At 67.2% G+C, this 24927-nt stretch carries 25 protein-coding genes; 4 read left to right on the top strand and 21 right to left on the bottom strand.

The window, feature by feature from the left end:
* Nucleotides 1-55: 55 nt before the first annotated feature.
* Nucleotides 56-1108 (bottom strand): recombinase RecA, encoded by a 1053-nt coding sequence (gene recA, locus ABIE00_RS16190; RefSeq protein ID WP_331573704.1) that lies wholly within the window; start codon nt 1106-1108, stop codon nt 56-58.
* A gap of 206 nt (nt 1109-1314) precedes the next feature.
* Complete coding sequence (locus ABIE00_RS16195; RefSeq protein WP_354261775.1) at nt 1315-1554, bottom strand: DUF3046 domain-containing protein; 240 nt, start codon at nt 1552-1554, stop codon at nt 1315-1317.
* 42 nt (nt 1555-1596) lie between these two features.
* Here ABIE00_RS16195 and ABIE00_RS16200 point away from each other — a divergent pair, with 42 nt between their 5' ends.
* A complete protein-coding gene (locus ABIE00_RS16200) occupies nt 1597-2106 on the top strand; it encodes a MarR family winged helix-turn-helix transcriptional regulator (RefSeq protein WP_354261776.1) in 510 nt (169 codons plus the stop codon).
* Between the two features lie 125 nt (nt 2107-2231).
* On the opposite strand, the gene ABIE00_RS16205 is transcribed toward ABIE00_RS16200, so the two are convergent.
* The 8 genes from ABIE00_RS16205 to ABIE00_RS16240 form a co-directional block, all read right to left on the bottom strand.
* Nucleotides 2232-2684: a helix-turn-helix domain-containing protein gene (locus ABIE00_RS16205; RefSeq protein ID WP_003798764.1), complete on the bottom strand. Its 453-nt coding sequence runs from the start codon at nt 2682-2684 to the stop codon at nt 2232-2234.
* 191 nt (nt 2685-2875) lie between these two features.
* On the bottom strand, nt 2876-3361 hold the full coding sequence (locus ABIE00_RS16210) for a CinA family protein (RefSeq protein WP_354261777.1): 486 nt from the start codon (nt 3359-3361) through the stop codon (nt 2876-2878).
* Complete coding sequence (gene pgsA / locus ABIE00_RS16215) at nt 3358-4017, bottom strand: CDP-diacylglycerol--glycerol-3-phosphate 3-phosphatidyltransferase (RefSeq protein ID WP_354261778.1); 660 nt, start codon at nt 4015-4017, stop codon at nt 3358-3360. Before pgsA ends, ABIE00_RS16210 begins: the two co-directional genes overlap by 4 nt.
* Nucleotides 4018-4026: 9 nt before the next feature.
* Entirely contained in the window at nt 4027-6915 is a 2889-nt protein-coding gene (locus tag ABIE00_RS16220) for a DNA translocase FtsK (protein WP_354261779.1), read from the bottom strand.
* 84 nt (nt 6916-6999) lie between these two features.
* On the bottom strand, nt 7000-8691 hold the full coding sequence (locus tag ABIE00_RS16225; protein WP_354261780.1) for a ribonuclease J: 1692 nt from the start codon (nt 8689-8691) through the stop codon (nt 7000-7002).
* Between the two features lie 42 nt (nt 8692-8733).
* A complete protein-coding gene (dapA, locus tag ABIE00_RS16230) occupies nt 8734-9642 on the bottom strand; it encodes a 4-hydroxy-tetrahydrodipicolinate synthase (protein WP_331573719.1) in 909 nt (302 codons plus the stop codon).
* 130 nt (nt 9643-9772) lie between these two features.
* Nucleotides 9773-10582, bottom strand: a complete 810-nt coding sequence (locus ABIE00_RS16235; RefSeq protein WP_354261781.1) for a carbon-nitrogen hydrolase family protein — start codon at nt 10580-10582, stop codon at nt 9773-9775.
* 9 nt (nt 10583-10591) lie between these two features.
* Nucleotides 10592-10861: a hypothetical protein gene (locus ABIE00_RS16240; protein WP_354263384.1), complete on the bottom strand. Its 270-nt coding sequence runs from the start codon at nt 10859-10861 to the stop codon at nt 10592-10594.
* Nucleotides 10862-11313: 452 nt separating this feature from the next.
* Between ABIE00_RS16240 and ABIE00_RS16245 the strand changes: the two genes are divergently transcribed.
* The gene (locus ABIE00_RS16245) at nt 11314-12549 is read left to right on the top strand and encodes a heparan-alpha-glucosaminide N-acetyltransferase domain-containing protein (RefSeq protein WP_354261782.1); all 1236 of its coding nucleotides are present in this window, start codon (nt 11314-11316) and stop codon (nt 12547-12549) included.
* An 86-nt stretch (nt 12550-12635) separates the two neighbouring features.
* Here the strand turns inward: ABIE00_RS16245 and ABIE00_RS16250 are convergent, their stop codons facing one another.
* The 7 genes from ABIE00_RS16250 to ABIE00_RS16280 all read right to left on the bottom strand — a co-directional run bounded on the left by ABIE00_RS16250 (nt 12636) and on the right by ABIE00_RS16280 (nt 18397).
* Nucleotides 12636-13124: a hypothetical protein gene (locus ABIE00_RS16250; RefSeq protein ID WP_354261783.1), complete on the bottom strand. Its 489-nt coding sequence runs from the start codon at nt 13122-13124 to the stop codon at nt 12636-12638.
* A gap of 4 nt (nt 13125-13128) precedes the next feature.
* Nucleotides 13129-13887, bottom strand: coding sequence for a 4-hydroxy-tetrahydrodipicolinate reductase (gene dapB, locus ABIE00_RS16255; protein WP_354261784.1), 759 nt, complete (start codon nt 13885-13887; stop codon nt 13129-13131).
* Nucleotides 13888-14042: 155 nt separating this feature from the next.
* Entirely contained in the window at nt 14043-14528 is a 486-nt protein-coding gene (locus tag ABIE00_RS16260) for a molybdenum cofactor biosynthesis protein MoaE (protein ID WP_354261785.1), read from the bottom strand.
* A complete protein-coding gene (locus tag ABIE00_RS16265; protein WP_354263385.1) occupies nt 14518-15042 on the bottom strand; it encodes a MogA/MoaB family molybdenum cofactor biosynthesis protein in 525 nt (174 codons plus the stop codon). Before ABIE00_RS16265 ends, ABIE00_RS16260 begins: the two co-directional genes overlap by 11 nt.
* A gap of 29 nt (nt 15043-15071) precedes the next feature.
* Entirely contained in the window at nt 15072-15566 is a 495-nt protein-coding gene (gene moaC, locus ABIE00_RS16270; protein WP_354261786.1) for a cyclic pyranopterin monophosphate synthase MoaC, read from the bottom strand.
* Nucleotides 15554-16828: a molybdopterin molybdotransferase MoeA gene (locus ABIE00_RS16275; RefSeq protein WP_354261787.1), complete on the bottom strand. Its 1275-nt coding sequence runs from the start codon at nt 16826-16828 to the stop codon at nt 15554-15556. Before ABIE00_RS16275 ends, moaC begins: the two co-directional genes overlap by 13 nt.
* An 18-nt stretch (nt 16829-16846) precedes the next feature.
* Complete coding sequence (locus tag ABIE00_RS16280; RefSeq protein ID WP_354261788.1) at nt 16847-18397, bottom strand: molybdopterin-dependent oxidoreductase; 1551 nt, start codon at nt 18395-18397, stop codon at nt 16847-16849.
* 143 nt (nt 18398-18540) lie between these two features.
* Here ABIE00_RS16280 and moaA point away from each other — a divergent pair, with 143 nt between their 5' ends.
* Complete coding sequence (gene moaA / locus ABIE00_RS16285) at nt 18541-19728, top strand: GTP 3',8-cyclase MoaA (RefSeq protein WP_354261789.1); 1188 nt, start codon at nt 18541-18543, stop codon at nt 19726-19728.
* Between the two features lie 3 nt (nt 19729-19731).
* Nucleotides 19732-19998, top strand: coding sequence for a MoaD/ThiS family protein (locus ABIE00_RS16290; protein WP_331573741.1), 267 nt, complete (start codon nt 19732-19734; stop codon nt 19996-19998).
* Between the two features lie 21 nt (nt 19999-20019).
* Here ABIE00_RS16290 and ABIE00_RS16295 read toward each other — a convergent pair whose 3' ends face one another.
* The 4 genes from ABIE00_RS16295 to rpsO form a co-directional block, all read right to left on the bottom strand.
* Nucleotides 20020-20484, bottom strand: coding sequence for a DUF1579 family protein (locus tag ABIE00_RS16295; protein WP_502914219.1), 465 nt, complete (start codon nt 20482-20484; stop codon nt 20020-20022).
* Between the two features lie 28 nt (nt 20485-20512).
* Nucleotides 20513-21856 carry a M16 family metallopeptidase gene (locus ABIE00_RS16300; RefSeq protein WP_331573745.1) on the bottom strand — a complete coding sequence of 448 codons (1344 nt, stop codon included), beginning with the start codon at nt 21854-21856 and terminating at the stop codon, nt 20513-20515.
* Between the two features lie 197 nt (nt 21857-22053).
* The gene (locus ABIE00_RS16305) at nt 22054-24318 is read right to left on the bottom strand and encodes a polyribonucleotide nucleotidyltransferase (protein WP_331574160.1); all 2265 of its coding nucleotides are present in this window, start codon (nt 24316-24318) and stop codon (nt 22054-22056) included.
* Between the two features lie 239 nt (nt 24319-24557).
* Nucleotides 24558-24827, bottom strand: coding sequence for a 30S ribosomal protein S15 (rpsO, locus tag ABIE00_RS16310; RefSeq protein WP_003798808.1), 270 nt, complete (start codon nt 24825-24827; stop codon nt 24558-24560).
* Nucleotides 24828-24927 lie beyond the last annotated feature (100 nt).

The raw sequence follows: 24927 nt of genomic DNA on the forward strand, positions 1-24927 counted from the left end.
TCCTGCGGTGCGGTCCCCTCCTGCCTTGGCGAAGGCCTGAGGGGACCGGCGTTTGCTAGAAGCCGTCAACGGCCTTCAGCTTCGGTGAGGCTTCAGCGTCGGCCGCGGGCTTGGTTCCCACGCCGAGCTTTTCCTTGATAAGCCGTTCGAGCTCCGCGGCGAGTTCGGGGTTGTCGCGCAGGAAGCGGCGCGAGTTCTCCATGCCCTGGCCGAGCTGGTCGCCGTCGTACGTGAACCAGGAGCCGGACTTCTTGATGATGCCGTGTTCCACGCCCATGTCGATGATGCCGCCCTCGCGGGAGATGCCCTGGCCATAGATGATGTCAAATTCGGCGACCTTGAAGGGCGGGGCCATCTTGTTCTTGACGATCTTGGCCTTGGTGCGGTTACCGACGGAATCGGCACCTTCCTTCAGGGTCTGGATGCGGCGGACGTCGATGCGCACGGACGCGTAGAACTTCAGCGCCTTACCACCGGTGGTGGTTTCCGGTGAGCCGAAGAACACACCGATCTTTTCGCGCAGCTGGTTGATGAAGATGGCGGTGGTCTTGGTCTGGCTCAGCCGGCCGGTGATCTTTCGCAGGGCCTGGCTCATGAGGCGGGCCTGCAGGCCGACGTGGCTGTCGCCCATATCGCCTTCGATTTCCGCGCGCGGCACCAGGGCTGCGACGGAGTCGATGACCACGATGTCCAGCGAGCCTGAGCCCACCAGCATGTCCATGATCTCCAGCGCCTGCTCACCGGTGTCCGGCTGGGAGACCAGCAGGGCGTCCGTGTCCACGCCGAGCTTGCCGGCGTACTCGGGGTCGAGGGCGTGCTCGGCGTCGATGAAGGCGGCGATGCCGCCGTTGCGCTGGGCGTTGGCCACGGCGTGCAGGGCCACGGTGGTCTTACCCGACGATTCCGGGCCGTAGATCTCGATGACGCGGCCCCGCGGGAGTCCTCCGATTCCCAGCGCGACGTCCAGCGCGATGGAGCCGGTGGGGATGACCTCGATGGGGGCGCGTGTTTCGTCGCCCAGCCGCATGATCGATCCCTTGCCGAACTGCTTGTCAATCTGCGCGAGCGCTGCTTCAAGCGCCTTTTCACGATCCGGGGCTGCCGCCATGGTTCACACCTCTAATGCTTTCTCGCTTTGGAGGGGCCTCTGCGGCCCTTTGTCTGTCATCACCGACGCTAGTGCCACCCGCTGACATTGTTACCGGGCAGGCGTACGTATGTGGATAACCCGCTGGCCAAAAGCATAGTCGCACCCGAACAAATATTCGAACAATCGGTCGGCGTGTCAGCAGCTTCCCGGCGTGCGGGCAGCATCTAGACCAGGTCCGGCCCGTTTTGTCGCGGCTTGATGTCGCGGCCAAGGCGGCGCTCCTCGGGGACGTCCTGCACGTCGCACACCGCGAGCCAGATGTCGCGCGGACTGACGCCGGCGGCGAGCGCCTGGTTCGCCGTCCGGCCTCCGACGCCGGCAAGAACGAGGGAACTGCCGAGCACCCGCGAGTAGCCGGCCCCGAATTCGTCATCCATCAGCCGCCAGAAATCACTAATCCTCACTCAATACAGTCTCTCACGGGCGCTGACTCTAGAATGGTTGCCATGAGCAACCCCGCTGAAGCCCCTGGAGCAGCTGCCCCCTTCGAGGACACGCTTGATACGGCACTGACCAACGTGGAGCATCAGATCAGCATTTTCTGGCGACGGGCCCGGTCCGTTTCCCAGCAGCTGTCGCGCGAGGTCCATCCGGACATGGAGCCCGCCGCCTACGGCCTGCTCACCGTGATCCGCAAGAGCGGCCCCATCCGGCTCACCGAACTCGCATCCTGCATCGGCGTGGGCAAGCCCTCGGTGAGCAGGCAGATCGCGTTCCTGGAGAGCATCGGCCTAGTGCTTAAGGAAGCCGACCCGCTGGACGGCCGGGCGCAAACGATCCGGCTCACCGCCGAGGGCGAAGAGAAGATGCACCAGGTGCAGGATGCCCGACGGCAGGTGTTCCGGGAGCGCCTGGGCGAATGGCCGGTGGAAGACCTTGAGGCGCTGGCCACCTACATGGCCAAGCTCAACGCCACCTACGAGCGCGACGGATTCCCCCGCGACGGCGCCTCCTAACAGAAGCATCGCGTCACAGAAGCACGGCGCCTCGCAGCAACAAACTTCAAGGCGCGACGAAGGCCTCCGGCACAATGCCGGAGGCCTTCGCTGTAGCTATCTGGTCCGGATTACCGGATTGTGTTCTACCGGGCGCCGGAAAGCATTTCCGTGGCGAGCTCGTTGTTCAGCTCGCTGCTCAGGTCGCGTTCAAGGTCACGGCCGTAACGCTGGGAGAATTCCTGCGGGACGGTGTCCGGCACGGCAACGCCTTCGGCGACAGCCACACGGTCGCTGACCTCACGGAGCATGCTGGAAAGCGGAACATCCAGCGCCGAACAGATCGAGGACAGGAGTTCCGAGGAAGCTTCCTTCTGGCCGCGTTCCACTTCACTCAGGTAACCCAGGGAGACCCGGGCGCTGTGCGAGACTTCGCGGAGGGTACGCCCTTGACGCTGGCGGACATCGCGCAGTACATCACCGATTTCGTGACGAAGTACAACCATCTTGCGCTCCTTCTGTTCGCTCTTGGCCTGATCGGCGAGGCCCACGTCCTTCCAGCGGACAACGCCGTTAACGGACACGGGCTGCTTTACCATCTGTATCGCCTTGCTCCCTCATGCTTTCGATTCACTGTGACGCGAACCGCATTTGTTCTCTTCATCCTAGGCGCCTCCCTCAGGCAGAGGCGACACAATGTGACAACTATTCGGAATCGCTTTTTGTTCCCGGCAACCTTACTCCGGGTAGCTTAGCGCAGCCAGGGCGCCAGACCAGCGGGTCCGGAAACTCAGCTTAACGCCGCCAGGGCGTCCTGAAGACGCTCCAACGCGGCGCCACAGGCCAGCCCGCGGATTTCTGCCCGGCTGCCTTGGAAGCGGTAGGGAAAGGTCCGCACACCGTCTGCGGTGGCGACGCCGACGAACACCGTTCCCACGGCCTTTCCGTCATGCGCGTCGGGCCCCGCCACGCCTGTCGTGGAGACAGCCAGGTCCGCGCCGCAGACCCGCCGGGCGCCTTCCGCCATGGCCGCGGCCACCGCTTCATCCACCGACCCGACCGCGTCCAGCAGGTCCTGCGGCACGCCAAGGACGTCGCGCTTCACGGTGTTGTTGTAGGAGATAACGCCGCCCTGGAGCATCGCGGACGCCCCCGGGGTATCGGCCAGCACGGCCGCGACCATTCCGGCGGTGAGCGACTCCGCGGTGGCCACAGTGACGCCACGGCCTACGGCCGCGGCGACGGCCTCCCCGGCGATCCGGTGCAGATTCGTCACGGCTGGTCCTCCTCTTTTTCTGCCTGGCCGGCGTCAGCAGCACGCCGGCGGAGTCCCTCCGACCTGACTTTCAGAGCCTGAACGACGTATTCGGCTCCGGTCCAGACGGTGATCAGCACGGCCGCCAGCATTACCGCCAAGGCCACCCAGATCAGCCACGGTGCGATGGAAGCCAGCGGAAGCAGGTAGAGGAAGATGGCGACGGTCTGGACCACCGTCTTGAGCTTGCCGCCGCGCGACGCCGGGATGACGCCATAGCGGATCACGAAGAACCTCAGCGCCGTGATCCCCCACTCACGGACCAGGATCACGATCGTGATCCACCAGGGCAGCTCGTCGAGTACGGACAGCATGACCAGGGCGGAGCCGGTCAGCAGCTTGTCCGCGATCGGATCGGCAATCTTGCCGAAATCGGTGACCAGTCCCCTGCTGCGGGCGATGTCGCCGTCGAGCTTGTCCGTGTAAATCGCGACGGCGAACGCCGCCACGGCTGCCCAGCGCCATCCGCCGGACTCGCTGTGCAGCCCCGGGGCGTCGGCGATCAGGAACCACACGAAGAACGGCACCAGCACAATGCGGAGCATCGTGAGGATGTTGGGGAGATTCCAGATCCCGGAGCTGTTGGAGCCGGCCGCGGCCGCTTCGGTGCTAGTCACCCTTCTAGGCTACCGGCCGGTGAGGGACCAGGCGTCCTCGGAGCCGTCCTCGTCGTCGCCGGAGCTGTCGGCGCCGTCGTAATAGTTGATGCTTTGGGTGCGGTTGTCCAGGTCGGCGGCAACCAGGTCCTCCGCGTAGCCGCCCTGGGCGATGTTCGCGTTGGCGTTGTCGCTGAGCGCGGCGGTCTGCGAATCAGGCGTGGCCGGAGCCTCCTGCCCCTTCATTGCGGCCAGGACGGCGGCGAGGTCGTCCGGCTTGACCAGTACATCGCGGGCTTTGGAGCCTTCGGACGGGCCAACCACGCCGCGTGATTCGAGCAGGTCCATGAGGCGGCCGGCCTTGGCGAACCCGACGCGGAGCTTGCGCTGCAGCATGGAGGTCGAGCCGAACTGGGTGGTGACCACCAGCTCCGTGGCCTGCAGCAGCACCTCGAGGTCGTCCCCGATGTCGTCGTCGATCTGCTTCTTCTCCGCTTCGGGTGCGACGTCGTCACGGTAGACGGCCTGGAGCTGGCCCTTGACGTGCTCAACCACCTTGTGGATCTCGGATTCGCTGACCCAGGCGCCCTGCACGCGCATCGCCTTGGAGGCACCCATCGGGAGGAACAGGGCGTCGCCCTGGCCGATCAGCTTCTCTGCGCCGGGCTGGTCCAGGACCACGCGGGAATCTGTCACGGACGACGTGGCGAAGGCCATGCGCGACGGCACGTTCGCCTTGATCAGGCCGGTGACGACGTCAACGGAGGGGCGCTGCGTGGCGAGCACGAGGTGGATGCCGGCGGCGCGGGCCAGCTGCGTGATGCGGACGATGGAGTCCTCGACGTCGCGCGGCGCCACCATCATCAGGTCGGCGAGCTCGTCGACGATCACCAGGAGGTACGGGTAGGGGCGGATGATGCGTTTGGAGTCCACCGGCGGCTGGACCTTGCCGGCGCGCACTGCCTTGTTGAAGTCGTCGACGTGCTTGAAGCCGTAGTTGGCGAGGTCGTCATAGCGGGCGTCCATTTCGCGGACCACCCACTGGAGCGCCTCGGCCGCCTTCTTGGGGTTGGTGATGATGGGGGTGATGAGGTGGGGCACGCCTTCGTAGGCGGTAAGTTCCACCCGCTTGGGGTCCACCATGACCATGCGGACCTCGTCGGGGGTGGCGCGCATCAGCAGGGACGTGATCATGGAGTTCACGAACGAGGACTTACCGGCACCGGTGGCACCGGCCACCAGGAGGTGCGGCATTTTCGCCAGGTTGGCCACGACGTAGCCACCCTCGACGTCCTTGCCGACTCCCATGACCATGGGGTGGTCCGTGCGGCGGGCGTTCTGGCTGCGCAGGACGTCGCCCAGCGACACCGTCTCACGGTCCGTGTTGGGGATCTCAATGCCGATGGCGGATTTGCCGGGGATGGGGCTGAGGATGCGGACGTCGCTCGAGGCGACGGCGTACGAGATGTTTTTTGAGAGCGCGGTGACCCGCTCCACCTTGGTGCCGGGCGCCAGTTCGATCTCGTAGCGGGTCACGGTCGGCCCGCGGCTGAAGCCGGTCACGGAGGCATCCACGTTGAACTGCTGCAGCGTGTCCGTCAGGGCGGCCACGACGGCGTCGTTCGCTTCCGTGCGTTCCTTGGGGACGGATCCGGGCGTCAGCACGTCGGACGAGGGCAGCGTGTACGTGACGTCGCCCGCGAGGGACAGCTGCTCGGTGCGCTGCGGAATGGGCGTGGGCAGCGGCGCAGGCGCCACAGGCTTGGACGGCACTTGGACGGCAGCGCCCGGAGTTGCCACGGGTGCGTTCGCCGAGCCGGCCGTGCCCGGGACCACAAGCGGAATGGCTTCGGTGGCGTTCTCGGTGTCGGCGCCCTTGGCGCCGAGCCCCTGGGCTGCCTTGATCTTCTCGACGGCGATCTCCGCCTGCGTGGGGCGCCGGACTCCGGGGGCCACGGCGGGTGCCCCCTTGCCGGCCTCCGGTGACGGGTCGTCGTCGTCGATTACGGCGTGCTCAAAGGCCTCGTCCCCGACGTAGCCTTCCAGCCGGGGATCGGCTTCCCCGTCCTTGCCAAAGAGCCGCTTGCGCTTCTTCTTCGGTGCGGGAGGGGTGTTCTCGTACAGGTAGCTGCGGTCGTGGGCGTCGCCGTCGTTCTCCTGGAGGTCGATGCCCATGAGGTGCTCGTAGGCGCCGCGCAGCCGGCGCGGAATCGCTCCGAACGGCGTGGCCGTGACGATGAGCACGGACACGAAGGCCAGTAGCCCGTACAGGACCACCGGCACGGCGGGGTGGATGGCGGCCAGCGGGGAGGCGGCCAGGAATCCCAGCATGCCGCCGGCCTGCCGCAGCCCGTCGAAGCCTTCGCTGACGGTCGGCTGGCCGCCCACGATGTGCGCGATGCCGCAGCCGGCGAATGTCATGATGAGGAAGCCGATTCCCACCCGGTTGTTTCCGCGGCCGTCCACGGGCTGCCGGAATAGCCTGCACGCGCAGACGAAGAGCATGAGCGGCAGGACGAGCGACATCCAGCCGAAAGTGCCGTTGACCACGGCGTAGACGGCGTCCGGGAACCAGCCGCGGAAACCCCACCAGGCGAAGGTGGCGATGAAGACCGCCAGGGCCAGGTTGAACAGGGCGGCCCCGTCACGGCGGTCTTCGGGTGCGAGGTCGCTGACGTCCTGGCCGATGCGGCGCACTCCCCCGCCGACCAGGTGGCCGATGGCCTGCCAGGCCCCGCCGGCCACCCGCAGCAGCCAGGGCTGCCGGTGTTCGACGGCGGGAAGCCGGCGCGTGCGGGCGCTGCCGCCGGACGATCCGGCCCGGCCGGATTTGGCTGCCGAGGAACCGCTGCGGCCTGCGGATGCGCCCGATTTACTGCTGGGAGTACGTTTTGGCGCGGGGGAAGTACGAGTGGCCATATGTGCCACGGTACTCCACGTCAGCCGGGAAACCGCGGATTTCCGGGCCCACGGGGGCTGTGTTCAGCCCCCGTGCACCGTCAGTTAGGCCTCCAGGACTACCGGGATGATCATGGGGCGCCGGCGCAGCTTGCGGTTGACCCACGTGCCGATAACCCGCCGGACGATCTGCTGCAGCTGGTGGTTGGTGTGGTCGGCGTTGCTGAGCACAGCCTCCTCCAGCGCGGCGTTGATCTTGGGGATGATGTCGTCGAAGACCGAGTCGTCCTCGGCAACGCCGCGGGCGTGGATCTCCGGCCCGGAGACAACCTTGCCGGTGGCCCGGTTGATGACCGTGATGATGGAGATGAAGCCTTCGTCGCCCAGGACGCGGCGGTCCTTGAGGTCAGCGTCGGTGATTTCGCCGACACTGGAGCCGTCCACGTAGACGAAGCCGACCTCGACCTGGCCCACGATGTCGGCCTGGTGGTCCCGCAGGTCGATCACCGTGCCGTTGTCCGCCAGCAGGATGCTGGCCGCCGGAACGCCCGACTCCTCGGCGATCTTGCCGTTGGCGATGAGGTGGCGCGTCTCGCCGTGCACCGGCATGGCGTTGAGTGGCTCGAGGATGTTGTAGCAGTACAGCAGTTCCCCCGCCGCGGCATGGCCGGACACATGGACCTTGGCGTTGCCCTTGTGGATCACGTCGGCGCCAAGCTTCAGCAGGCCGTTGATGATGCGGAAGACGGCGTTCTCGTTCCCGGGAATGAGGCTGGAGGCCAGGATGACGGTGTCGCCCTCCCCCACCACCACGCGGTGGTCGCCGTTGGCCATGCGTGACAGCGCCGCCATGGGCTCGCCCTGCGAGCCGGTGGACATCAGTACCACCCTGTTGTCCGGCAGCGTGTCGATGTTCTTCAGGTCCACCAGGATGCCGTCCGGCACGTGCAGGTAGCCGAGTTTGGCCGCGATGGCCATGTTCCGCACCATGGAGCGTCCCACGAAGGCGACGTTGCGGCCGTGCTTGGCTGCCGCGTCCAGGACCTGCTGCACGCGGTGAACGTGCGAGGAGAACGAGGCCACAATGATGCGCTTGGAGGCCTGTGCGAAGAGCCGGTCCAAAGTTGGGCCGATCTCCTTTTCCGCGGTGGTGAATCCCGGGACGTCGGCGTTGGTGGAGTCGGACATGAACAGGTCCACGCCTTCTTCGCCCAGCTTGGCGAAGTGCCGGAGATCGGTGATGCGGCCGTCGAGGGGCAGCTGGTCCATCTTGAAGTCGCCCGTGTGCAGCACCGTGCCGCCGGCTGTGCGGATGAAGACGGCCAGGGCGTCCGGGATGGAGTGGTTGACCGCCACGAACTCGCACTGGAACGGGCCGAACTGCTCCACCTGTCCCTCAGTGACGGACAGCGTGTAGGGCCTGATCCTGTGTTCCTGCAGCTTGGCCTCAACGAGTGCCAGCGTCAGCTGGGAGCCAACGAGCGGGATGTCGTTGCGGAGCCGCAGCAGGTACGGAACGGCTCCGATGTGGTCCTCGTGGCCGTGCGTGAGGACCACGGCGACGATGTCGTCGATGCGGTCCTCGATGTAGGAGAAATCGGGCAGGATCAGGTCAACGCCGGGCTGGGTTTCCTCGGGGAAGAGGACGCCGCAGTCGACAACCAGCAGCTTGCCGTCGATTTCGAACACAGCCATGTTCCGGCCGATTTCGCCCAGCCCGCCCAGCGGGACAATCCGCAGGGTGCCCTGAGGAAGGCGGGGAGGCGTAACGAGGCCGGTGAGGGCTACTTGGGTCATAATGCACTTCTTTCCAGACGGAAGAGTGCCGGTCTCAGTCCGTCAGGAAAAGACCAGCCCTCCTTCCGCCAAGTCCTCGCGGATGGTTTCGATCTCGGCTTCGTCCGGCTCCACGAGGGGCAAGCGGACAATCGAGTTGGGCAGGACTCCCTGCCATTTAAGAATTTGCTTGGCTGCAACGGCACCCTGGACACGGGTCATGGTTGCGCGCACTACCGGCTCAAGCTCGAAGTTGATCTTGCGGGCCGTCCCGAGGTCGTTAGCGTTGACCGCGTCGATGAGCTCCCGGAAGCGGCGGGTCACGACGTGCGTGGTCACGCCCACGAGGCCCACGGCGCCCAGGGCCATCCACTGCAGGGTCAGGCCGTCATCGCCGGAATAGAAGGCCAGATCGGTCTCGGCCAGAACGCGGGTGGCCGCTGCGAAGTCGGCCTTGGCGTCCTTGACGGCCACGATGTTCGGGTGCTGGGCCAGGCGGATCATGGTGTCCGGGGCGATCTCGATGGAGGACCGTCCGGGGATGTCGTAGAGCATGACGGGCAGGTCCGTGGCGGAGGCGACAGTCTCAAAGTGCGCGCGGACGCCGGCCTGGCTGGGCTTGTTGTAGTAGGGGGTGACGATCAGCAAGCCATCGACCCCCAGCTTTGCGGCTTCCTGCGACAGGTGCACGGAGTGTGCGGTGTCGTTGGTGCCGGTGCCGGCGATGATGGCGGCACGCCCGCCGACAGCTTCCATTACGGCGCGGAACATTCCGAGGTTTTCCTCGTCGGTGAGGGTGGACGTCTCGCCAGTGGTTCCCGTGACAACGAGGCCGTCGCAGCCGTCGTCAACGAGCTTGCTGGCCAGTTCCGCGGCCTGCTGGTAATCGACCTTGCCGTCAGTGGTGAACGGGGTGACCATTGCGGTCAGGAGGGTGCCCAGGGCAGGAATGTTCGCGGAAGTGTCAGCCATGGGAAAAACGTTACCTTGTCACGTGCAGGTTAGGACAATGGCCGCCGCGTGATGATCGTCAAATTCCGGCGCGCACGCTGGCCCGCGCACGGTAGCAGCGATACAGCACCGGCTGTCTGTAGCGGTCTGCCTACCTGTACCGTTCCAGGGACCCCCGCCGGAGCACAGCGGTGACCACTTCCGTTCCGGTACCGCCCGCGTTCTGCATCGACAGCCCGTCCGGGCCCCAGAAACCGCTCAGGCCGCAGGACGGGCCCAACGTCGTGCGGCCACCCAGGTTGGCAAGGACGCCGTACATGCGGTTGTCCATGGCCCGCGCCCCGAGGTGCAGCCCCAGCCGGTGGCCCTCCTCCTGCGTATAGAGCGCCGAGACGGCATACACATCGGCCCCGGCGGCGGCAGCAGCACCGGAGTGCGCCGGATGCGCGGCGTCGAAACAGATGGCCAGTGCGATCTTCCAGCCGTCAACGTCCAGCAGGAGCGGCTCCTGGCGTGCTTGGTAGCCTGGCCCTGCTTCGAACAGTGACTGCTCGTCGCCGTGAAGGTGCGCCTTGAAGCCGGCCTCTTCCATGCCATTGGGGTGGACGGCGAGGGATGCGAGCCGCGGCGTGCCGTCCCGTTCCCGGAAGGGCGCCCCGACGACGGCAGTGATCCCGGTCCTGCGGCAGATTTCCCGGATGGGGTCCAAGCGATGGTCCCCGGCCGTCACCCACTGGTCCCCACCGCGCTGGTCCCCACCCCGCTGATCACGACCCCGCTGATTCCCGTGACGAAGCAACCGCAGGTCGTACCCCGTGAGTGAGAGCTCCGGGAACACCACCAGCCTGGCACCGTGGGAGTCGGCGTCCTCGATGAGGCGCACATGCTCAGGCACATTGGCGTCGATGCCGCCGCCCAGGGCCTCGTACTGGACGGCGGAAACGGTCAGCGGTGCGGTCACGAGCCCATCCTAGGCGGGGTCTGCTCCCGAGCAGTAGCGCTTTACCGCAGCCTCCCGCAACGATTCGGCCCACAGCGCGAGGCGCTGAGCGGCGCGGACGTAATGGAAAAGTTCAGTGGGCGTTAGCGCATCGACGTCCGTTTCGGACAGCCTGCGGGCAAGCTCGGCCCCGGGAGCCTGGTCGGAGAGGGTAACGCCTTCCCGGACCCACTGGACATCCTCGGCAGGCTCCCCCGCCACGAGCTGCCGGAAAAGGAAGTCCACCACGCCTGGGCTCATCGCCTTCAAAGGATCACCTTTTGGCGGGTCGGACCTGGGCGGATGCGTCCCATGCAAGTCAGACCTGCGCCCACCAGTCCCGCGCGGATCAGCCCTGGTTGCCTGGGTCAGCCCTTCCAGCTGGCGGCCCGGCGAACTCCCCGATGACTTCTTCATGCCCGCAATACTATTCGAACATATATTCGAATACAAGGTCAGCCCGGAGTCATCCTGAATGGCCCGGACTCATCCTGAATGAGGGGTACGACAAAGCGCACCATCACGTGTTCCTGAGGCGGGCCCGGCCGCTGATCGAAGACCCTGGGTATCGGGATGAGCCCCGAGCTCGAGCGGACACGGCCGTTCGGCAACGGCGTGTTTTTGCTTCATTACTCGGGCGGCCGTGGCCAGGGGCCCGGAGACAGAGGTTCACGAAAATCAGTGCGCCATGGCTGATATGAGACGATCACACCATGACCTCGCGGAGCACGGCTGCATCTTCCAAGACAGCGAAGGGGCCGGCTACAGGCGTCCGACTGGCGGGCGTCGACGCTGCCCGCGGCCTGGCCCTCCTGGGCATGATGGCCACCCACCTGCTCCCGACCTTCGAGCCCAATGCCGCGCTGACCCCGACCTGGGTGGGCCTGACGTTCTCCGGCCGCGCCGCTGCCCTGTTTGCCGTGCTCGCGGGAATCGGTCTCGCCCTGTCCACCGGCAAGCAGCAGCCGCTTTACGGACCTGCGCTGACGGCGGCACGGCGGGGCATCGCAATGCGCGCCCTGGTGATCGTCGTCGTCGGGCTCGCGCTCGGCGGTCTTGACGTCAACATCGCGGTGATCCTGGTGCATTACGCCGTGCTGTTCCTGTGCATCCTGCCGTTCATAGGCCTGCGGCTGAAGGCCCTGTGCGCGTGGGCAGCAGGCTGGCTCCTGCTTTCCCCGGTCATTGCGTTCCTGCTGCGGCCGTGGCTCATGGCCGCAGATCCCCCGCTGCAGCTCAACCACAATCCAGGGTGGGAGGACATCACCACCCCGGGCCAGTTGCTCGGCGACCTGTTCCTGACCGGCTACTACCCGGTGTTCCAGTGGATTTCGTATCTGCTGGTGGGCCTCATCATTGGCAGACTCGCGCTGACCACGGCGTTTGTTCCCGTCTTGCTGCTGCTCGGCGGCACTGTGGTGGCCGCATTTTCCAAGGTCCTGGGCACGGCGGCCATGGAGCAGTGGGGTGGCCGCGCCGCGCTGCAGGACATCCTGACGGACCCCAACTATCCACTGGACAGCCTCCTGCAGGTCAATCTGGCCGGCGTCCGGCAGGAGGGATCGTGGTGGTGGCTGGCCAGCAGTGCGCCCCATTCCGGAACCACACTGGATCTGCTGCATACCAGCGGCGTGGCGGCCGCCGTCGTCGGGCTTTGCCTTCTGGTGGGCAGGCTGGGGCAGTGGCTGGCTCTGGACCTGCTGCTTCCGCTGCGCGGACCGGGCGCCATGACGCTGACGCTGTACACAGCCCACGTGTGCGTTGTGGCGTCATTCCACCTCAAGCCGTTGCCCGTAGGGTGGACCGAGGACGGGATGTACTTCGCGCACGCGGCGCTGGCCGTGGTGATCGGGATGATCTTTGTAATCCTGAAATGGCGAGGTCCGCTGGAGTGGCTCGGGCACGCCGCCAACCAGGTGGGCCGGCACCAGCCGGCAAAAGTCCGCTAACCGGCCGCGCCCGCCCAGGCGGACTGCTTACCTCGCTGGTCGGCGCCAGCCCGGTGGCTGCGAGCCCTTTTAGCAGGCACAGCGTCTTAGCGGGCCACAGCGTCGCCGGAGGCGCGGAAGAGCCGCACCGCATCGCGCATGGAGGAACGTGCCCGCTTCCGGTCACCCGAGGCGTCGTAGGCGCAGCTGAGCCGGAACCAGGACCGCCAGTCCTCCGGCGCGGCTTCGGTTTCGGCCCGGTACTTCTCAAACTCCTGGTCCGCGGCAGCCCGGATAATCCGGCCGGCGGGGGTGCGCGGCAGATTGTCCTCCGGCAGGCCGCCTTCGGCCTCAAGAACCCGGGCCATTTGTTCGGTCCGGGCGCCGAAGAGGAGTTCCCGGATCATCGCCCAGGCGCCGATCATCGGCAGAACGAGGTACGCCGCGCCGATGGCCTTGGCCACCGGCTCGGCGTCCGTCAGCAGCAGGACGGAGCGCTGGAAGGACACCACGAGGTAGAAGACCAGCAGGAGCGTAACCGCGCCCACCCAGATCTTGGTGCGGTTAGTCCTCAGCCAGCCAAAGAGCGGTTTCACGGCGTTACAGCCCCAGGTCCAGGTAGCCGTCCAGGCCGACGGTGAGCCCCGGGTGCGCTGCGACGTTCCGCACGCCCAGGAGCACACCGGGCATGAACGAAGCCCGGTCGAAGGAATCGTGACGGAGCGTCAACTGCTCCCCCGGGCCGCCGAGCAGGACTTCCTGATGCGCCACGAGCCCGCGGAGCCGGACGCTGTGCACGCGCACGCCGTCCACCTCACAGCCGCGGGCGCCGGCCAGTTCTGTGGTGGTGGCGTCGGGGCTGGGGCCGATGCCGGCCGCCTCGCGTTCGGCAGCCACCAGCTGGGCGGTGCGCACGGCGGTACCCGACGGCGCGTCCACCTTGTCCGGGTGGTGGAGCTCGATGATCTCCACGGATTCGAAGTACTTGGATGCCTTCGCGGCAAATGCAGACGTGAGCACGGAGCCGAGGGCGAAGTTGGGTGCAATCAGCACACCGACTTCAGGGTGGCCGGCCAGCAGGGTCTCCAGCGACTCCAGCCTGCCCAGGTCCCAGCCAGTGGTGCCAACCACGGCGTGCATGCCGTTTTCGACGGCGAAGCGCACGTTCTCCTCGGTGCTCTCCGGAACGGTGAGGTCCACGACGTACCGGGCACCCGATTCGAGCAGGGAATCGAGGGAGTCACCGCGTCCCAGCGCGGCGACGAGCTTCATGTCGGGTGCGGCCTCCACAGCTTTGACGGCCTCGGCGCCCATGCGCCCGTTTGCGCCCAGAACGGCGACAGGAAGTTGTTGGGTCATGGATTCAACACTACCGTTCGGGTGGCTGGCGGACGGAACCGGAGCGCATGCGTTACCTCACGCCGGGACGCGGTATCGCCTGCCCATAGTCCGCGGTGCTGCTGGTCCCCTATTCCCGGGCGCTGACGTCCCCTATTCCCCGGCGCTGACGTTCCTTATTCCCCGGCCCCGACCCATTCGACCGTGCCGTCGCTGAAGAACTGTTCCTTCCAGATCGGCACCTGCGCCTTGACCCGGTCCACGAGCTCCGAGCACACGGCGAAGGCCTGCCCGCGGTGTGCGGCCGATACCGCGCAGACGAGGGCAGGGTCGCCGATTTCCAGCGGACCCACCCGGTGCGCGACCCAGATCCGGACGGGCGGAGCCGCGGCGCCATCAGCGGACCCGTCGGCTCCGGCCGCCTCGGCCTGTTCGGCAATCAGCTGCGCCACGACGTCGTCCAGCACCTTCCGGGCCGTGGGATGGGCGCTGTAGCTGAGCCGGTCCACCGGCTTGCCGCCGTCGTGGTTCCGGACCACGCCGCTGAAGCTGACCACAGCCCCTGCGGTCTCCGACTCCACGGCGGCGATGGCCTTGTCCACGGAGATGGGTTCGGTGCTGAGCACCGCGGTTACTACTTCGAACGATGCCTCAGTGGCCATGTCCGCCCTCCAACTGGTCGCACAGGTGCCCGATCACCGGGTCCAGGACGGACAGGCCGTCCATGACCCCCTTGGGTGATCCGGGCAGGTTGATGATGAACGTCCGGCCGGCCGAACCGGCATGTCCGCGGCTCAGCATGGCATGCGGCGTCTTCGCCGTTCCGAACTGGCGGATACCCTCCATGATGCCGGGGATCTCGCGGTCCAGCAGCGGCAGCGTCATTTCCGGCGTACGGTCGTCCGGGCTCAGTCCGGTGCCCCCGCTGGTGATGACGACGGCGGGATCCTGGGTCAGGAGCGCGCGGATCGCCGCGCCCACCGGCTCACCATCGGGCACCACCATCACCGGATACGGCACGAAGCCGTGTTCGGTGAGCCAGTCGGTGATGACCGGACCGGTCTCGTCCTGATAGACGCCGGAGGCAGCGCGTGTAGAGGCAATCACGACGCCTGCCTTGCGGCCCTGCACCTCGCCGTGGACGTGCGCGCCGCCGGCTCCGGGGTCAGTCGACATCGAAGCGGGGGTCTTGGAATCAGCAGTGCTCACAGTGCCCAGTCCCCGCTCTTGCCGCCGCTCTTGGCCAGGACCTTGATGTCTGTAAGGATGGCGTGCTTGTCCACGGCCTTGATCATGTCATATACGCTCAGCGCCGCCACGGAAGCGGCCGTCAGGGCCTCCATTTCGACGCCGGTCACACCGCGGGTCTTGACCGTGGCCAGGATGTCCACGGCCTCGGGGCCAAGTTCGAAGTCGACGGTCACCTTCGAAATGGGGAGCGGATGGCACAGCGGGATCAGCTCAGGCGTTTTCTTGGCGGCCATGATCCCGGCAACACGGGCCACGGCCAGGGCGTCTCCCTTGGGCAGGCCGCCGGTGCCCAGCAGCGCCAGGACCTCGGCGGTGCTGCGCACCGTCGCCGTGGCGGTGGCCTCGCGGGTGGTTTCCGGTTTTCCTGACACGTCCACCATCTGGGCCGTGCCATCGCGGCGCAGGTGGGTCAGGGCGCGGTTGTCATTTTCTGCAGTCACAACATCCATACTTCCACCTCGGCGCCCTCGTCGAGAGCAGCGGTGCCAGCGGGCACGTGCACCAGGGCGTTCGAGTGGGCCAGCGCCTGGACCAGGTGCGAACTTTCGCCGCCCTGCAGCCGGACAGTGCCATCAGCCTGGAAGGACCCGCGCCGGACCTGGTGCTTGCCGGCCGGAGAGGTCAGGGACTGGGCCAGCCGGGCACGGACCGCGGGCCGGGGCGCGGGCGCCCCGAACAGTTCGCCCAGCACCGGACGGAGGAACATTTCAAAGGAGACGAGGCAGCTGACGGGGTTCCCCGGAAACGCAAGGAGGGGGACGCCGTCGAACGTTCCCAGCCCCTGGGGCCCGCCGGGCTGCATGGCGACGTGCTGGAACGCGACCTCCTGGCCGTCCATGGCCTGCCGCACCACCTCGTACGCGCCCTTGCTCACTCCCCCCGTGGTGACGATCAGGTCCACTGCGGACGTGTGGGTTCGCAGCAGCGTCCGCAGATCTTCCGGGTTGTCGGCGGAAATCCCTGCCCTGGTCACGGCAAGTCCCGCCTGCCGGAGGGAGGACTCCAGGAGGGTGCCGTTAGCGTCGTAGATCTTGCCGCCACCCAGCGGCTTCCCGGGTTCCACCACTTCATCGCCGGTCGTGACCAGCAGGACCGAAAGCTGCTTGTGGACCAGGACGTCCGGCAACCCGAGCGCTGCGAGCAGGCCCAGCTGTGCCGGCCCCAGGCAGGTGCCGGCCGCGAGGGCCTGCCGGCCGGCCCCGATGTCGCTTCCGGCGGCGCGGATGAACGTGCCGGCAGCCGTGGCCGGCAGCCTCACCTCAGCTTCTTCCCCCGGGGCCGGAAAGAGGGAGGGGACAGCCTGTTCAACGGGAACGACGGCGTCCGCCCCGTCGGGCACCATGGCACCGGTCATGATGGGGACAGCGGTGCCGGGCTGCAGGGGTGCGGGCTGTGCGCCCGCCGGAACCGGAGCCGCCACGCGCAGGTTCGCGCCGCCGTCGGGCACGTCGGTGGAGCGGATGGCAAAGCCATCCATTTGGGAGTTCGGAAACGGCGGCAGGCTCAACGGAGCGGTGACGTCCTCGGCGAGCCCGCGGCCCAGCGCCTGGACCAGCGGAAGCTTTTCGGTCCGCTCCGGGGACAACAGCGGTTCGAGGAGCTCCCTGACCGCCTGCCGGTGATCCGCGACGCTCCGGTGTTCGCCGTGGTGGTGCTTGCCCTCATCGTGCTGGCTGCGCTGATGGGTGCTGTGCTCCTGGGGGCTGTGCATGGTCCGGCCTTTGGTGGGCTACGTTTTCACGTCCACTCTAATGGTGTGGAAGCCGGTGGCACCGTCCGGCGCCACTGAGCGCTGCTCCTCCGTCTGTGCCATGCCTTTGAGGTCCGTGGCGCGCACCTGGATCTCGTGCTGTCCCGGCTGCAGGTCAACGCCGAGCTGCCACTGGTACCACGTGTCCACCGAAATGCCCGGAGCCAGGTTGGCCTGCTGCCAGTTCCCCCGGTCCACGCGCAGCTCGACCTTGCCGATTCCGGTGTGCTGCTCCCAGGCCACGCCGCCAAACACCACGTTCCCGGCCGGCACCGAGGCTCCGTCACGGGGCACGTCGATCCGCGACGAGATCTTGATGGGCCCCCGCTCGGACCAGCCGCGCGGGGTCCAGTAGGCCACGTCGTCGGCGAACCTGGTGACCTTCAGTTCGGTGAGCCACTTGGTCGCCGAGACATACCCGTACAGCCCGGGCACGATCATCCGCACGGGAAAGCCATGCTCGAGCGGAAGCGGATCACCGTTCATGCCCACGGCGAGCAGCGCATCGCGGCGGTCGGTGAGTGCCTCGAGCGGGGTGCTGGCCGTAAAGCCGTCCGAACTCCGCGACAGCACCATGTCCGCCTCCGGCTTGGGCCCGGCCATCGCCAGCAGCTCCCGCACCGGCCAACCCAGCCAGCGGGCGTTGCCAATCAGGTCGCCGCCCACCTCGTTGGACACACAGGCGATGGTCACGTGCCGTTCAATCAGGGGTTTCGCCAGCAGGTCCTCGAACGTGAGCTCGGTTTCCCGTTCCACCAGACCGGTGACTTTGAGCCTCCACTCGCGGGAATCAAGCACAGGGACGGAGAGGGCGGTGTCGATGCGGTAGAAGTCGCTGCTGGGTGTGACCAGCGGCGCCACCCCGGCCAGTCCGATGTCGGCACCGGCCGGAATGGGCGGCGCCGGTGATTTCGGCACGGGCAGCCGCAGGGTCCGGCGGACCTCATTGACGCCGGCGGCCCCGCCCCTCCAAACGGTGACGATGGCGCCGCCCACCAGGACTCCGGCGGCGGTGCCGCCCAGCAGCTGGAAGAAGCCCCGCCTGGCCGGTCCCGGGCCGGCATCACCGCCAAAGTCCGCGGCAGCCAGGCGCCGGACCAGCTTGAGCAGCACGGCGATTCCGATCCCGGCCGCGAGGAGCGGAAGAACGACGGCGGCTGCGGTTACCTGGGGGCGGGTCAGGACGGCGGCCAGGCCCACGACGCCGAAGACGGCAAAGACAGCGGCACCCGCAAAGCGCCGGCGCAGCTCGAGGACGCCTGCCGCGGCGGCGAAAACGGCGATTGCCAGCGCCATGCCGGCCAGCAGCGCCAGCTTGTCCGCCGTGCCGAAGAGGGAAACAGCCCACTCCTTGACCCCGGGCGGGACAGCATCGATGACGGCGCCGCCAAGGGCGCTCACTGTTGACAGCGAAGGACTGACAAAGCCGGCGATGAGTTCACTCGCGACGAGTCCGGCGCCGGCTGCCACCACGCCTGCGGCCGCCGCCCACCGGCGCCGGTGCCGGCCTGGCTCCTGGGACCCGTTCACCCTTCAAGCATAGGTTCAGCAGTGCTTTCCGGCACCGTCCCCGCCCCCACCGCGGCTCCCGCGGCCGCGGGCCCGTGGGCCCCGGCGCAGTCACGGGACGGGCCGGGTGTGATCCGTGCCCCATCGTGGCGTAGCCTGAAGTAATGAGTGTTCAGCTTGGCTTACCGCAGCTCCGTGAGGGAGGCGCACCCGCTTCGGGGTCACAGCCCCTTCCGGTTGCGCCCGCGGCCGGGATCCCCGCCCGCCGCCCGGCTGAGGCTCCCGCCGGCCTCGCCGACCGTTACGGCCGCAGGGCCACGGATATGCGCCTTTCGCTGACGGACAAATGCAACCTGCGGTGTACGTACTGCATGCCGGCCGAGGGCCTGGAGTGGCTGTCCAAGCAGGCAGTCATGACCGGCGAGGAAATCGTACGGATCGTGGGCATCGGCGTCGACCGGCTGGGTGTGCGCGAACTGCGCCTGACCGGCGGTGAGCCCCTGGTCCGTGCCGACCTCGTCGACATCATTGCCGCCCTGCGCCAGGCACACCCCGATCTCCCCATTTCCATGACCACGAACGGCGTCGGGCTGGACCGGAAGGCCGCGGCACTCAAAGCCGCCGGCCTGACCCGCATCAACGTCTCCCTGGACTCGCTGCACGAGGAAACCTTCGCCAAACTCACCCGGCGTCCGTTCCTGGACCGGGTGCTCGCCGGGGTGGATGCCGCCTGGGCCGCAGGCCTGGGTCCTGTGAAGCTCAACGCCGTGCTGATGCGCGGCATCAACGACACCGAGTCGCCGTCCCTGCTCGCCTGGGCGCTGGAGCGCGGCTACGAACTGCGCTTCATCGAGCAGATGCCGCTGGACGCCGACCACGGCTGGACCCGCCGGAACATGATCACCGCGGCCGAGATCCGCGAACTCCTCTCCGCGGACTTCGTGCTGAGCCCGGATCCGCGCGCCCGCGACGGCGCACCGGCGGAACGCTTTGAAGTACGACGCCGGACTGCCGGTTCCGCTGATTCGCCCCGTTCCGATTCACTCGGTTCCGATTCGCTCGGTCCGGTGCTGGGCACCGTGGGGATCATCGCCTCGGTCACCGAGCCGTTCTGTTCCGACTGCCGGCGGACCCGGATCACCGCCGAGGGCAAGATCATGAGCTGCCTCTTCTCCCGCGAGGAATTCGACCTGCTCGGCCTGCTGAGGCAAGGCGCCAGCGACGAGCAGCTCGCCGAACGCTGGCAGGATGCCATGTGGCTGAAGCCCAAAGCCCACGGCATGGACCACGTGGGACTCGACGCCCCGGACTTCGTCCAGCCGGACCGCAGCATGAGCGCCATCGGAGGCTGATCCTTGAACGTACGATACTTCGCTGCCGCACGCTCCGCGGCAGGCGTGGAGGAAGAGCGCTTCGAACTTCCCGCCGGTTCCACGGTGGAGTCGCTCCTTGCCGCTGTGCTCGACGTCGAACGCCCTGAGCCTCCGGCCGGAACGCCGCCGCTGGACAGGATCCTGGCCCGCAGCAGCTTCCTGCTGAACGAGGTCGCCGTCCGGGACCGGACCACCGTCCTGGCAGCCGGCGACGTGGTGGACGTCCTGCCGCCCTTCGCCGGCGGCTGAGCGGGCTGAGCCCGGCCTGGTTCAGGCGCGGTGGCAGATCGAGGTCATGAACGGCTGAAAGTCCTGGGCCTCCCCCAGCCGCAGTTCGGCCGTGTGGGTCAGAACGCCCTGGTCCACGCGGAAGGTGTGCCGGGCGGTGCCGCGGTCGCTGCGCCGTTCCACAGTAAGGGTGGAGTCGTGCCACACCCCGCGGGCCGGGGCCGCCGGCGGCCTGCCCATGCTGTCAACGTAGTACCAGAGCGTTTCGTCGTGGTCGGGGTCCACCGTGAACACCCCGTGCCCCTCGAAGTGCGTGCCGTCAGCTTCGGTGTGCCGGTAGGACTGGACGACGGCGAACCCGCCGGCCGCGCGGGTGAAGGTCACCTCCGCGGTGGCCGTGCGGGCCGGACCCCAGGGCGAGGCAGCCAGTTCGGTGGTTCCCAGCCAGCGCCCGACGAAGATCTCCAGCGCTTCATGCGCTGTGCCCGGTTGCGGCTGGTCCATCATTCCTCCTAGGCCGAAAACTTCAGCAAATTCAGAGCCCGAAGGTTTCCGATTCGTCGAAGGGGCCGACCACTGTCACGGTCCGCGGCGCCGCGGCAAGCTCGCTGGCGAGCTCTTGGACCTGTTCGGCGGTCACGGCCTTGATGAGCCGAAGGGTCTCGTCGATGTCCTGGTACTCACCGGAGACCAGCTCGGCGCGGCCCAGCCGGGACATGCGGGAGCCGGTGTCCTCCAGGGCCAGGACGATCCCGCCGCAGAGCTGCCCCACCGCCTTGCGGAGCTCGTCCTCGGAAATGCCGCCGGCCGCAAGGCTGTCGAGTTCGGCGCCGAGGAGTTCCAGGACCTGGCGGACTTTGGTGGGCGTGCAGCCGGCGTACATGCCGAAGTAGCCGGCATCGGCGTAGGACGACGCAAACGAATACGTGGAGTACACGAGCCCGCGCTTCTCGCGGATCTCCTGGAACAGCCGCGACGACATTCCGCCGCCGAGTACGGCGTTGAGCACGCTCATGACGTAGCGGCGTTCGTCGGTGGCCACGATGGTGGGACAGCCCATGATGATGTTGGCCTGTTCCACCGGGCGGGTGACCACGTGCAGCCCCGCGGTGCCGGTGATCTGTGCGCGCGCGGTGGAGCGGCGCTCCACGGGAGCCGCCCCGGGCTCAAGTGACCACCCGGCTGAGTGGAGGGCATCCACCACAAGCCGGCACACGACGTCGTGCTCCAAACCGCCGGCGGCGGTGATCACAAGCTCATCCGGGCGATAGTAGCGGCGGTAGTGGTCCCAGACGGAGTCCCGCGCCACGGCGCGGATAGCGTCCGGCGTGCCGCCAATGGGGCGCCCCAGCGGATGCGTGCCGAGTACGGCCGCCACGAAGTGTTCATGCGCGACGTCCGTGGGGTCGTCGCTGTCCATGGCGATCTCTTCGAGGATGACGTCCCGCTCCTGCTCCATCTCCGCGGGATCCAGCACGGCGCCGGTGATCATATCAGCGATGACGTCGATGGCCATCGGCAGGTCCGTATCCAGCACGCGGGCGAAGTAGCAGGTGCTCTCTTTCGCCGTGGCGGCATTGGATTCGCCGCCCACCTCGTCAAAGGCCGAAGCGATTTCGAGGGCCGTGCGCCGCTTGGTGCCCTTGAACAGCAGATGCTCAAGGAAGTGCGTGGAGCCGTGCTGGCCCGGGGCCTCGTCGCGGGACCCGACGCCCACCCAGAATCCGATGGTGGCCGAACGCTGCCCCGGCATGGCCTCAGTCAGGACGCGGACCCCGCCGGGGAGGACCGAGCGGCGGACTTCCGAACCGCCGTCGGCTCCATGGATCAGGGTGTCGCCGGGGTGGTTTTGCTCCAGCGGCAGGGGTACGACAGTCATCAAGGCCTTTCGGGAAGCGGAGCCAAATCTGCCAGCAATCGTACCAGCGGGCCCCGCCGTCGGCGTGGCTCTGACGTGGGCTGTTTGCCGCCGCAAGCGAGGTTTTGGGTGCGGGTTAAACGGGGCGGGGCCGGTGGTACAACCAACGGCCCCGCCCTGATGGGTTGCCGGCAGCATGCAGCTGCCGCAGCCCGGAACTACTCGGAAGCGTCCGAGCCTTCTGCCGAAGCCGAAGCGTGAACGCGGTCGGCGTCGCCGGCGCCTTCCTCTTCAGCAACTACCGGAGAGAGGGACAGCTTTCCACGGTCGTCGATCTTGGTGATCTCGACCTGGATCTTCTGGCCCACGGAGACGACGTCTTCGACGTTGTCCACGCGCTTGCCGCTGGCGAGCTTGCGCAGCTCGGAGATGTGCAGCAGGCCGTCCTTGCCCGGGGTCAGGGAGATGAACGCACCGAACGTTGTGGTCTTGACCACGGTGCCCAGGTAGCGCTCGCCGACTTCGGGAACCTGCGGGTTGGCGATGGCGTTGATCGCGGAGCGGGCGGCATCCGCCGACGGGCCGTCCGTGGCGCCGATGTAGACGGTGCCGTCGTCCTCGATGGAGATGTCCGCGCCGGTGTCCTCCTGGATCTGGTTGATCATCTTGCCCTTGGGGCCGATGACCTCGCCGATCTTGTCCACGGGGATCTTGACGGCAATGACGCGCGGAGCGAACTCGGAGAGCTCATCCGGAGTGTCGATCGCCGCGTTGATGACCTCGAGGATGTGGAGGCGGGCTTCGCGTGCCTGCTTCAGTGCTGCTGCCAGCACGGACGCCGGGATGCCGTCGAGCTTGGTGTCCAGCTGGATGGCCGTGACGAACTCGGAGGTACCGGCAACCTTGAAGTCCATGTCACCGAAGGCATCTTCGGCGCCGAGGATGTCGGTCAGGGCGGCGTAGCGGGTCTGGCCGTCCACCTGGTCGGAGACCAGGCCCATGGCGATGCCGGCAACGGCAGCCTTCAGCGGCACACCGGCGTTGAGCATGGACAGCGTCGAGGCGCAGACCGAGCCCATGGAGGTGGAGCCGTTGGAGCCGAGGGCTTCGGACACCTGGCGGATGGCGTACGGGAACTCCTCGCGGGACGGCAGCACCGGGACGAGCGCGCGCTCGGCCAGGGCACCGTGGCCGATTTCGCGGCGCTTCGGGGAACCGACGCGGCCGGTCTCACCGGTGGAGTACGGCGGGAAGTTGTAGTTGTGCATGTAGCGCTTGCGCGTTACCGGCGACAGCGAGTCGATCTGCTGTTCCATCTTGAGCATGTTCAGCGTGGTGACACCCATGATCTGGGTTTCGCCACGTTCGAAGATGGCGGAACCGTGAACGCGGGGCAGGACCTCGACCTCGGCGGTGAGCTGACGGATGTCCGTCAGGCCGCGGCCGTCGATGCGGACCTGGTCCTTGAGGATGCGCTGGCGGACCACGTGCTTGGTGACGGAGCGGAAGGCTGCGGACAGCTCCTTCTCGCGGCCTTCGAACTGCTCGGCCAGCGAGCCAACAACTTCGTCCTTCAGCTCGTCGGCTGCGTTGTCGCGGTCCTGCTTGTCGGCGATCTGGAAGACAGCGGTGAGCTTCTCGGAGGCAGCAGCCTCGACGGCAGCGTACACGTCGTCCTGGTAGTCCAGGAAGACCGGGAACTCGACGGTGGGCTTGGCGGCGCGGGCGGCCAGGTCCTGCTGGGCTTCGCAGAGTGCCTTGATGAACGGCTTGGCAGCCTCCAGGCCCTCGGAAACGACCTCTTCGGTGGGGGCGGTGGCGCCCTGTTCCTTGATGAGGTTCCAGGAGTTGTCCGTGGCTTCGGCCTCGACCATCATGATGGCGACGTCGTCACCGGCAACGCGGCCGGCAACGACCATGTTGAACACGGAGTTCTCGAGCTGGGAGTGCTTCGGGAAGGCAACCCACTGCGAACCCTGCTCGTCGGCGACGAGGGCAACGCGGACGCCGCCGATGGGGCCGGAGAACGGCAGGCCGGAGAGCTGGGTGGACATCGAGGAGGCGTTGATGGCCACGACGTCGTAGAGCTCGTCCGGGTTGATCGCCAGGACGGTGACCACGATCTGGACCTCGTTGCGCAGGCCCTTGACGAACGCGGGGCGCAGCGGGCGGTCCATCAGGCGGCAGGCCAGGATCGCTTCGGTGGACGGGCGGCCTTCGCGGCGGAAGAACGAGCCCGGGATGCGGCCGGCGGCGTACATGCGCTCTTCGACGTCCACCGTCAGGGGGAAGAAGTCGAAGCCTTCACGCGGGTGCTTGCCGGCGGTGGTGGCGGAGAGCAGCGCGGTGTCTTCGTCGATGTACACCATGGCTGCGCCGGCTGCCTGCTTGGCAAGACGGCCGGTTTCGAAGCGGATTACACGCTTGCCAAAGCGGCCATTGTCAATGACTGCTTCTGAGAACTGGATTTCGGGACCCTCCAAGAGAGTCACCTCCGTTTCTTGATTAACGGAAGTCCAGCCGCATCAACCCAGCCCAGCATCTGTCTACTGGCCCTGCACCCGGTCATCGATCGAGACCCACGGGCCGGCTTCAGTCAGCGAAGCTTCCCGGGGATCACTACCGAGGACCGCGAATGCGTGATGCGGTTGATCCTCCTGTTTAGTTGTATGTACTGACGAGGCGGCCCGTTCCGGGTGGAAAGGGCCGCCTCCAAACCAGACTAGCGGCGCAGGCCGAGACGCTCGATGAGCGAACGGTAGCGGGCGATGTCAGTGTTCTTCAGGTAGGTCAGCATGCGCTTGCGGCGACCAACCATGGCCAGCAGACCGCGCTGGGTGTGGAAGTCGTGCTTGTGCTCCTTCATGTGCTCAGTCAGATCCTTGATCCGCTGAGTCAGAACCGCAATCTGGACCTCCGGCGAACCGGTGTCGCCCTCGGACGTTGCGTATTCCTTGATGATGGACTGCTTTACGGCGGCGTCAAGTGCCACAATAACTCCTAGAGATGTGCCGTGAGGCCCGAGTCAGTAATTCACTGCCGGGGGTGCCGGCGCGGTGTTCCGGGGAACATTCCGCACAAGACAGGATCCA

This window comes from Arthrobacter sp. OAP107, from assembly GCF_040546765.1.
Classification (GTDB): Bacteria; Actinomycetota; Actinomycetes; order Actinomycetales; family Micrococcaceae; genus Arthrobacter.

What these genes read in the sequence shown, in the direction of transcription:
- ABIE00_RS16225 (WP_354261780.1), bottom strand. Translation starts at nt 8,691, where the DNA reads ATGACCCAAGTAGCCCTCACCGGCCTCGTTACGCCTCCCCGCCTTCCT.
- moaA (WP_354261789.1), top strand. Translation starts at nt 18,541, where the DNA reads ATGAGTGTTCAGCTTGGCTTACCGCAGCTCCGTGAGGGAGGCGCACCC.
- dapB (WP_354261784.1), bottom strand. Translation starts at nt 13,887, where the DNA reads ATGACCCAACAACTTCCTGTCGCCGTTCTGGGCGCAAACGGGCGCATG.
- dapA (WP_331573719.1), bottom strand. Translation starts at nt 9,642, where the DNA reads ATGGCTGACACTTCCGCGAACATTCCTGCCCTGGGCACCCTCCTGACC.
- ABIE00_RS16275 (WP_354261787.1), bottom strand. Translation starts at nt 16,828, where the DNA reads ATGCACAGCCCCCAGGAGCACAGCACCCATCAGCGCAGCCAGCACGAT.
- ABIE00_RS16200 (WP_354261776.1), top strand. Translation starts at nt 1,597, where the DNA reads ATGAGCAACCCCGCTGAAGCCCCTGGAGCAGCTGCCCCCTTCGAGGAC.
- moaC (WP_354261786.1), bottom strand. Translation starts at nt 15,566, where the DNA reads ATGGATGTTGTGACTGCAGAAAATGACAACCGCGCCCTGACCCACCTG.
- ABIE00_RS16295 (WP_502914219.1), bottom strand. Translation starts at nt 20,484, where the DNA reads ATGATGGACCAGCCGCAACCGGGCACAGCGCATGAAGCGCTGGAGATC.
- ABIE00_RS16220 (WP_354261779.1), bottom strand. Translation starts at nt 6,915, where the DNA reads ATGGCCACTCGTACTTCCCCCGCGCCAAAACGTACTCCCAGCAGTAAA.
- ABIE00_RS16265 (WP_354263385.1), bottom strand. Translation starts at nt 15,042, where the DNA reads ATGTCGACTGACCCCGGAGCCGGCGGCGCGCACGTCCACGGCGAGGTG.
- ABIE00_RS16245 (WP_354261782.1), top strand. Translation starts at nt 11,314, where the DNA reads ATGACCTCGCGGAGCACGGCTGCATCTTCCAAGACAGCGAAGGGGCCG.
- recA (WP_331573704.1), bottom strand. Translation starts at nt 1,108, where the DNA reads ATGGCGGCAGCCCCGGATCGTGAAAAGGCGCTTGAAGCAGCGCTCGCG.
- ABIE00_RS16260 (WP_354261785.1), bottom strand. Translation starts at nt 14,528, where the DNA reads ATGGCCACTGAGGCATCGTTCGAAGTAGTAACCGCGGTGCTCAGCACC.
- ABIE00_RS16300 (WP_331573745.1), bottom strand. Translation starts at nt 21,856, where the DNA reads ATGACTGTCGTACCCCTGCCGCTGGAGCAAAACCACCCCGGCGACACC.
- ABIE00_RS16240 (WP_354263384.1), bottom strand. Translation starts at nt 10,861, where the DNA reads ATGAGCCCAGGCGTGGTGGACTTCCTTTTCCGGCAGCTCGTGGCGGGG.
- ABIE00_RS16205 (WP_003798764.1), bottom strand. Translation starts at nt 2,684, where the DNA reads ATGGTAAAGCAGCCCGTGTCCGTTAACGGCGTTGTCCGCTGGAAGGAC.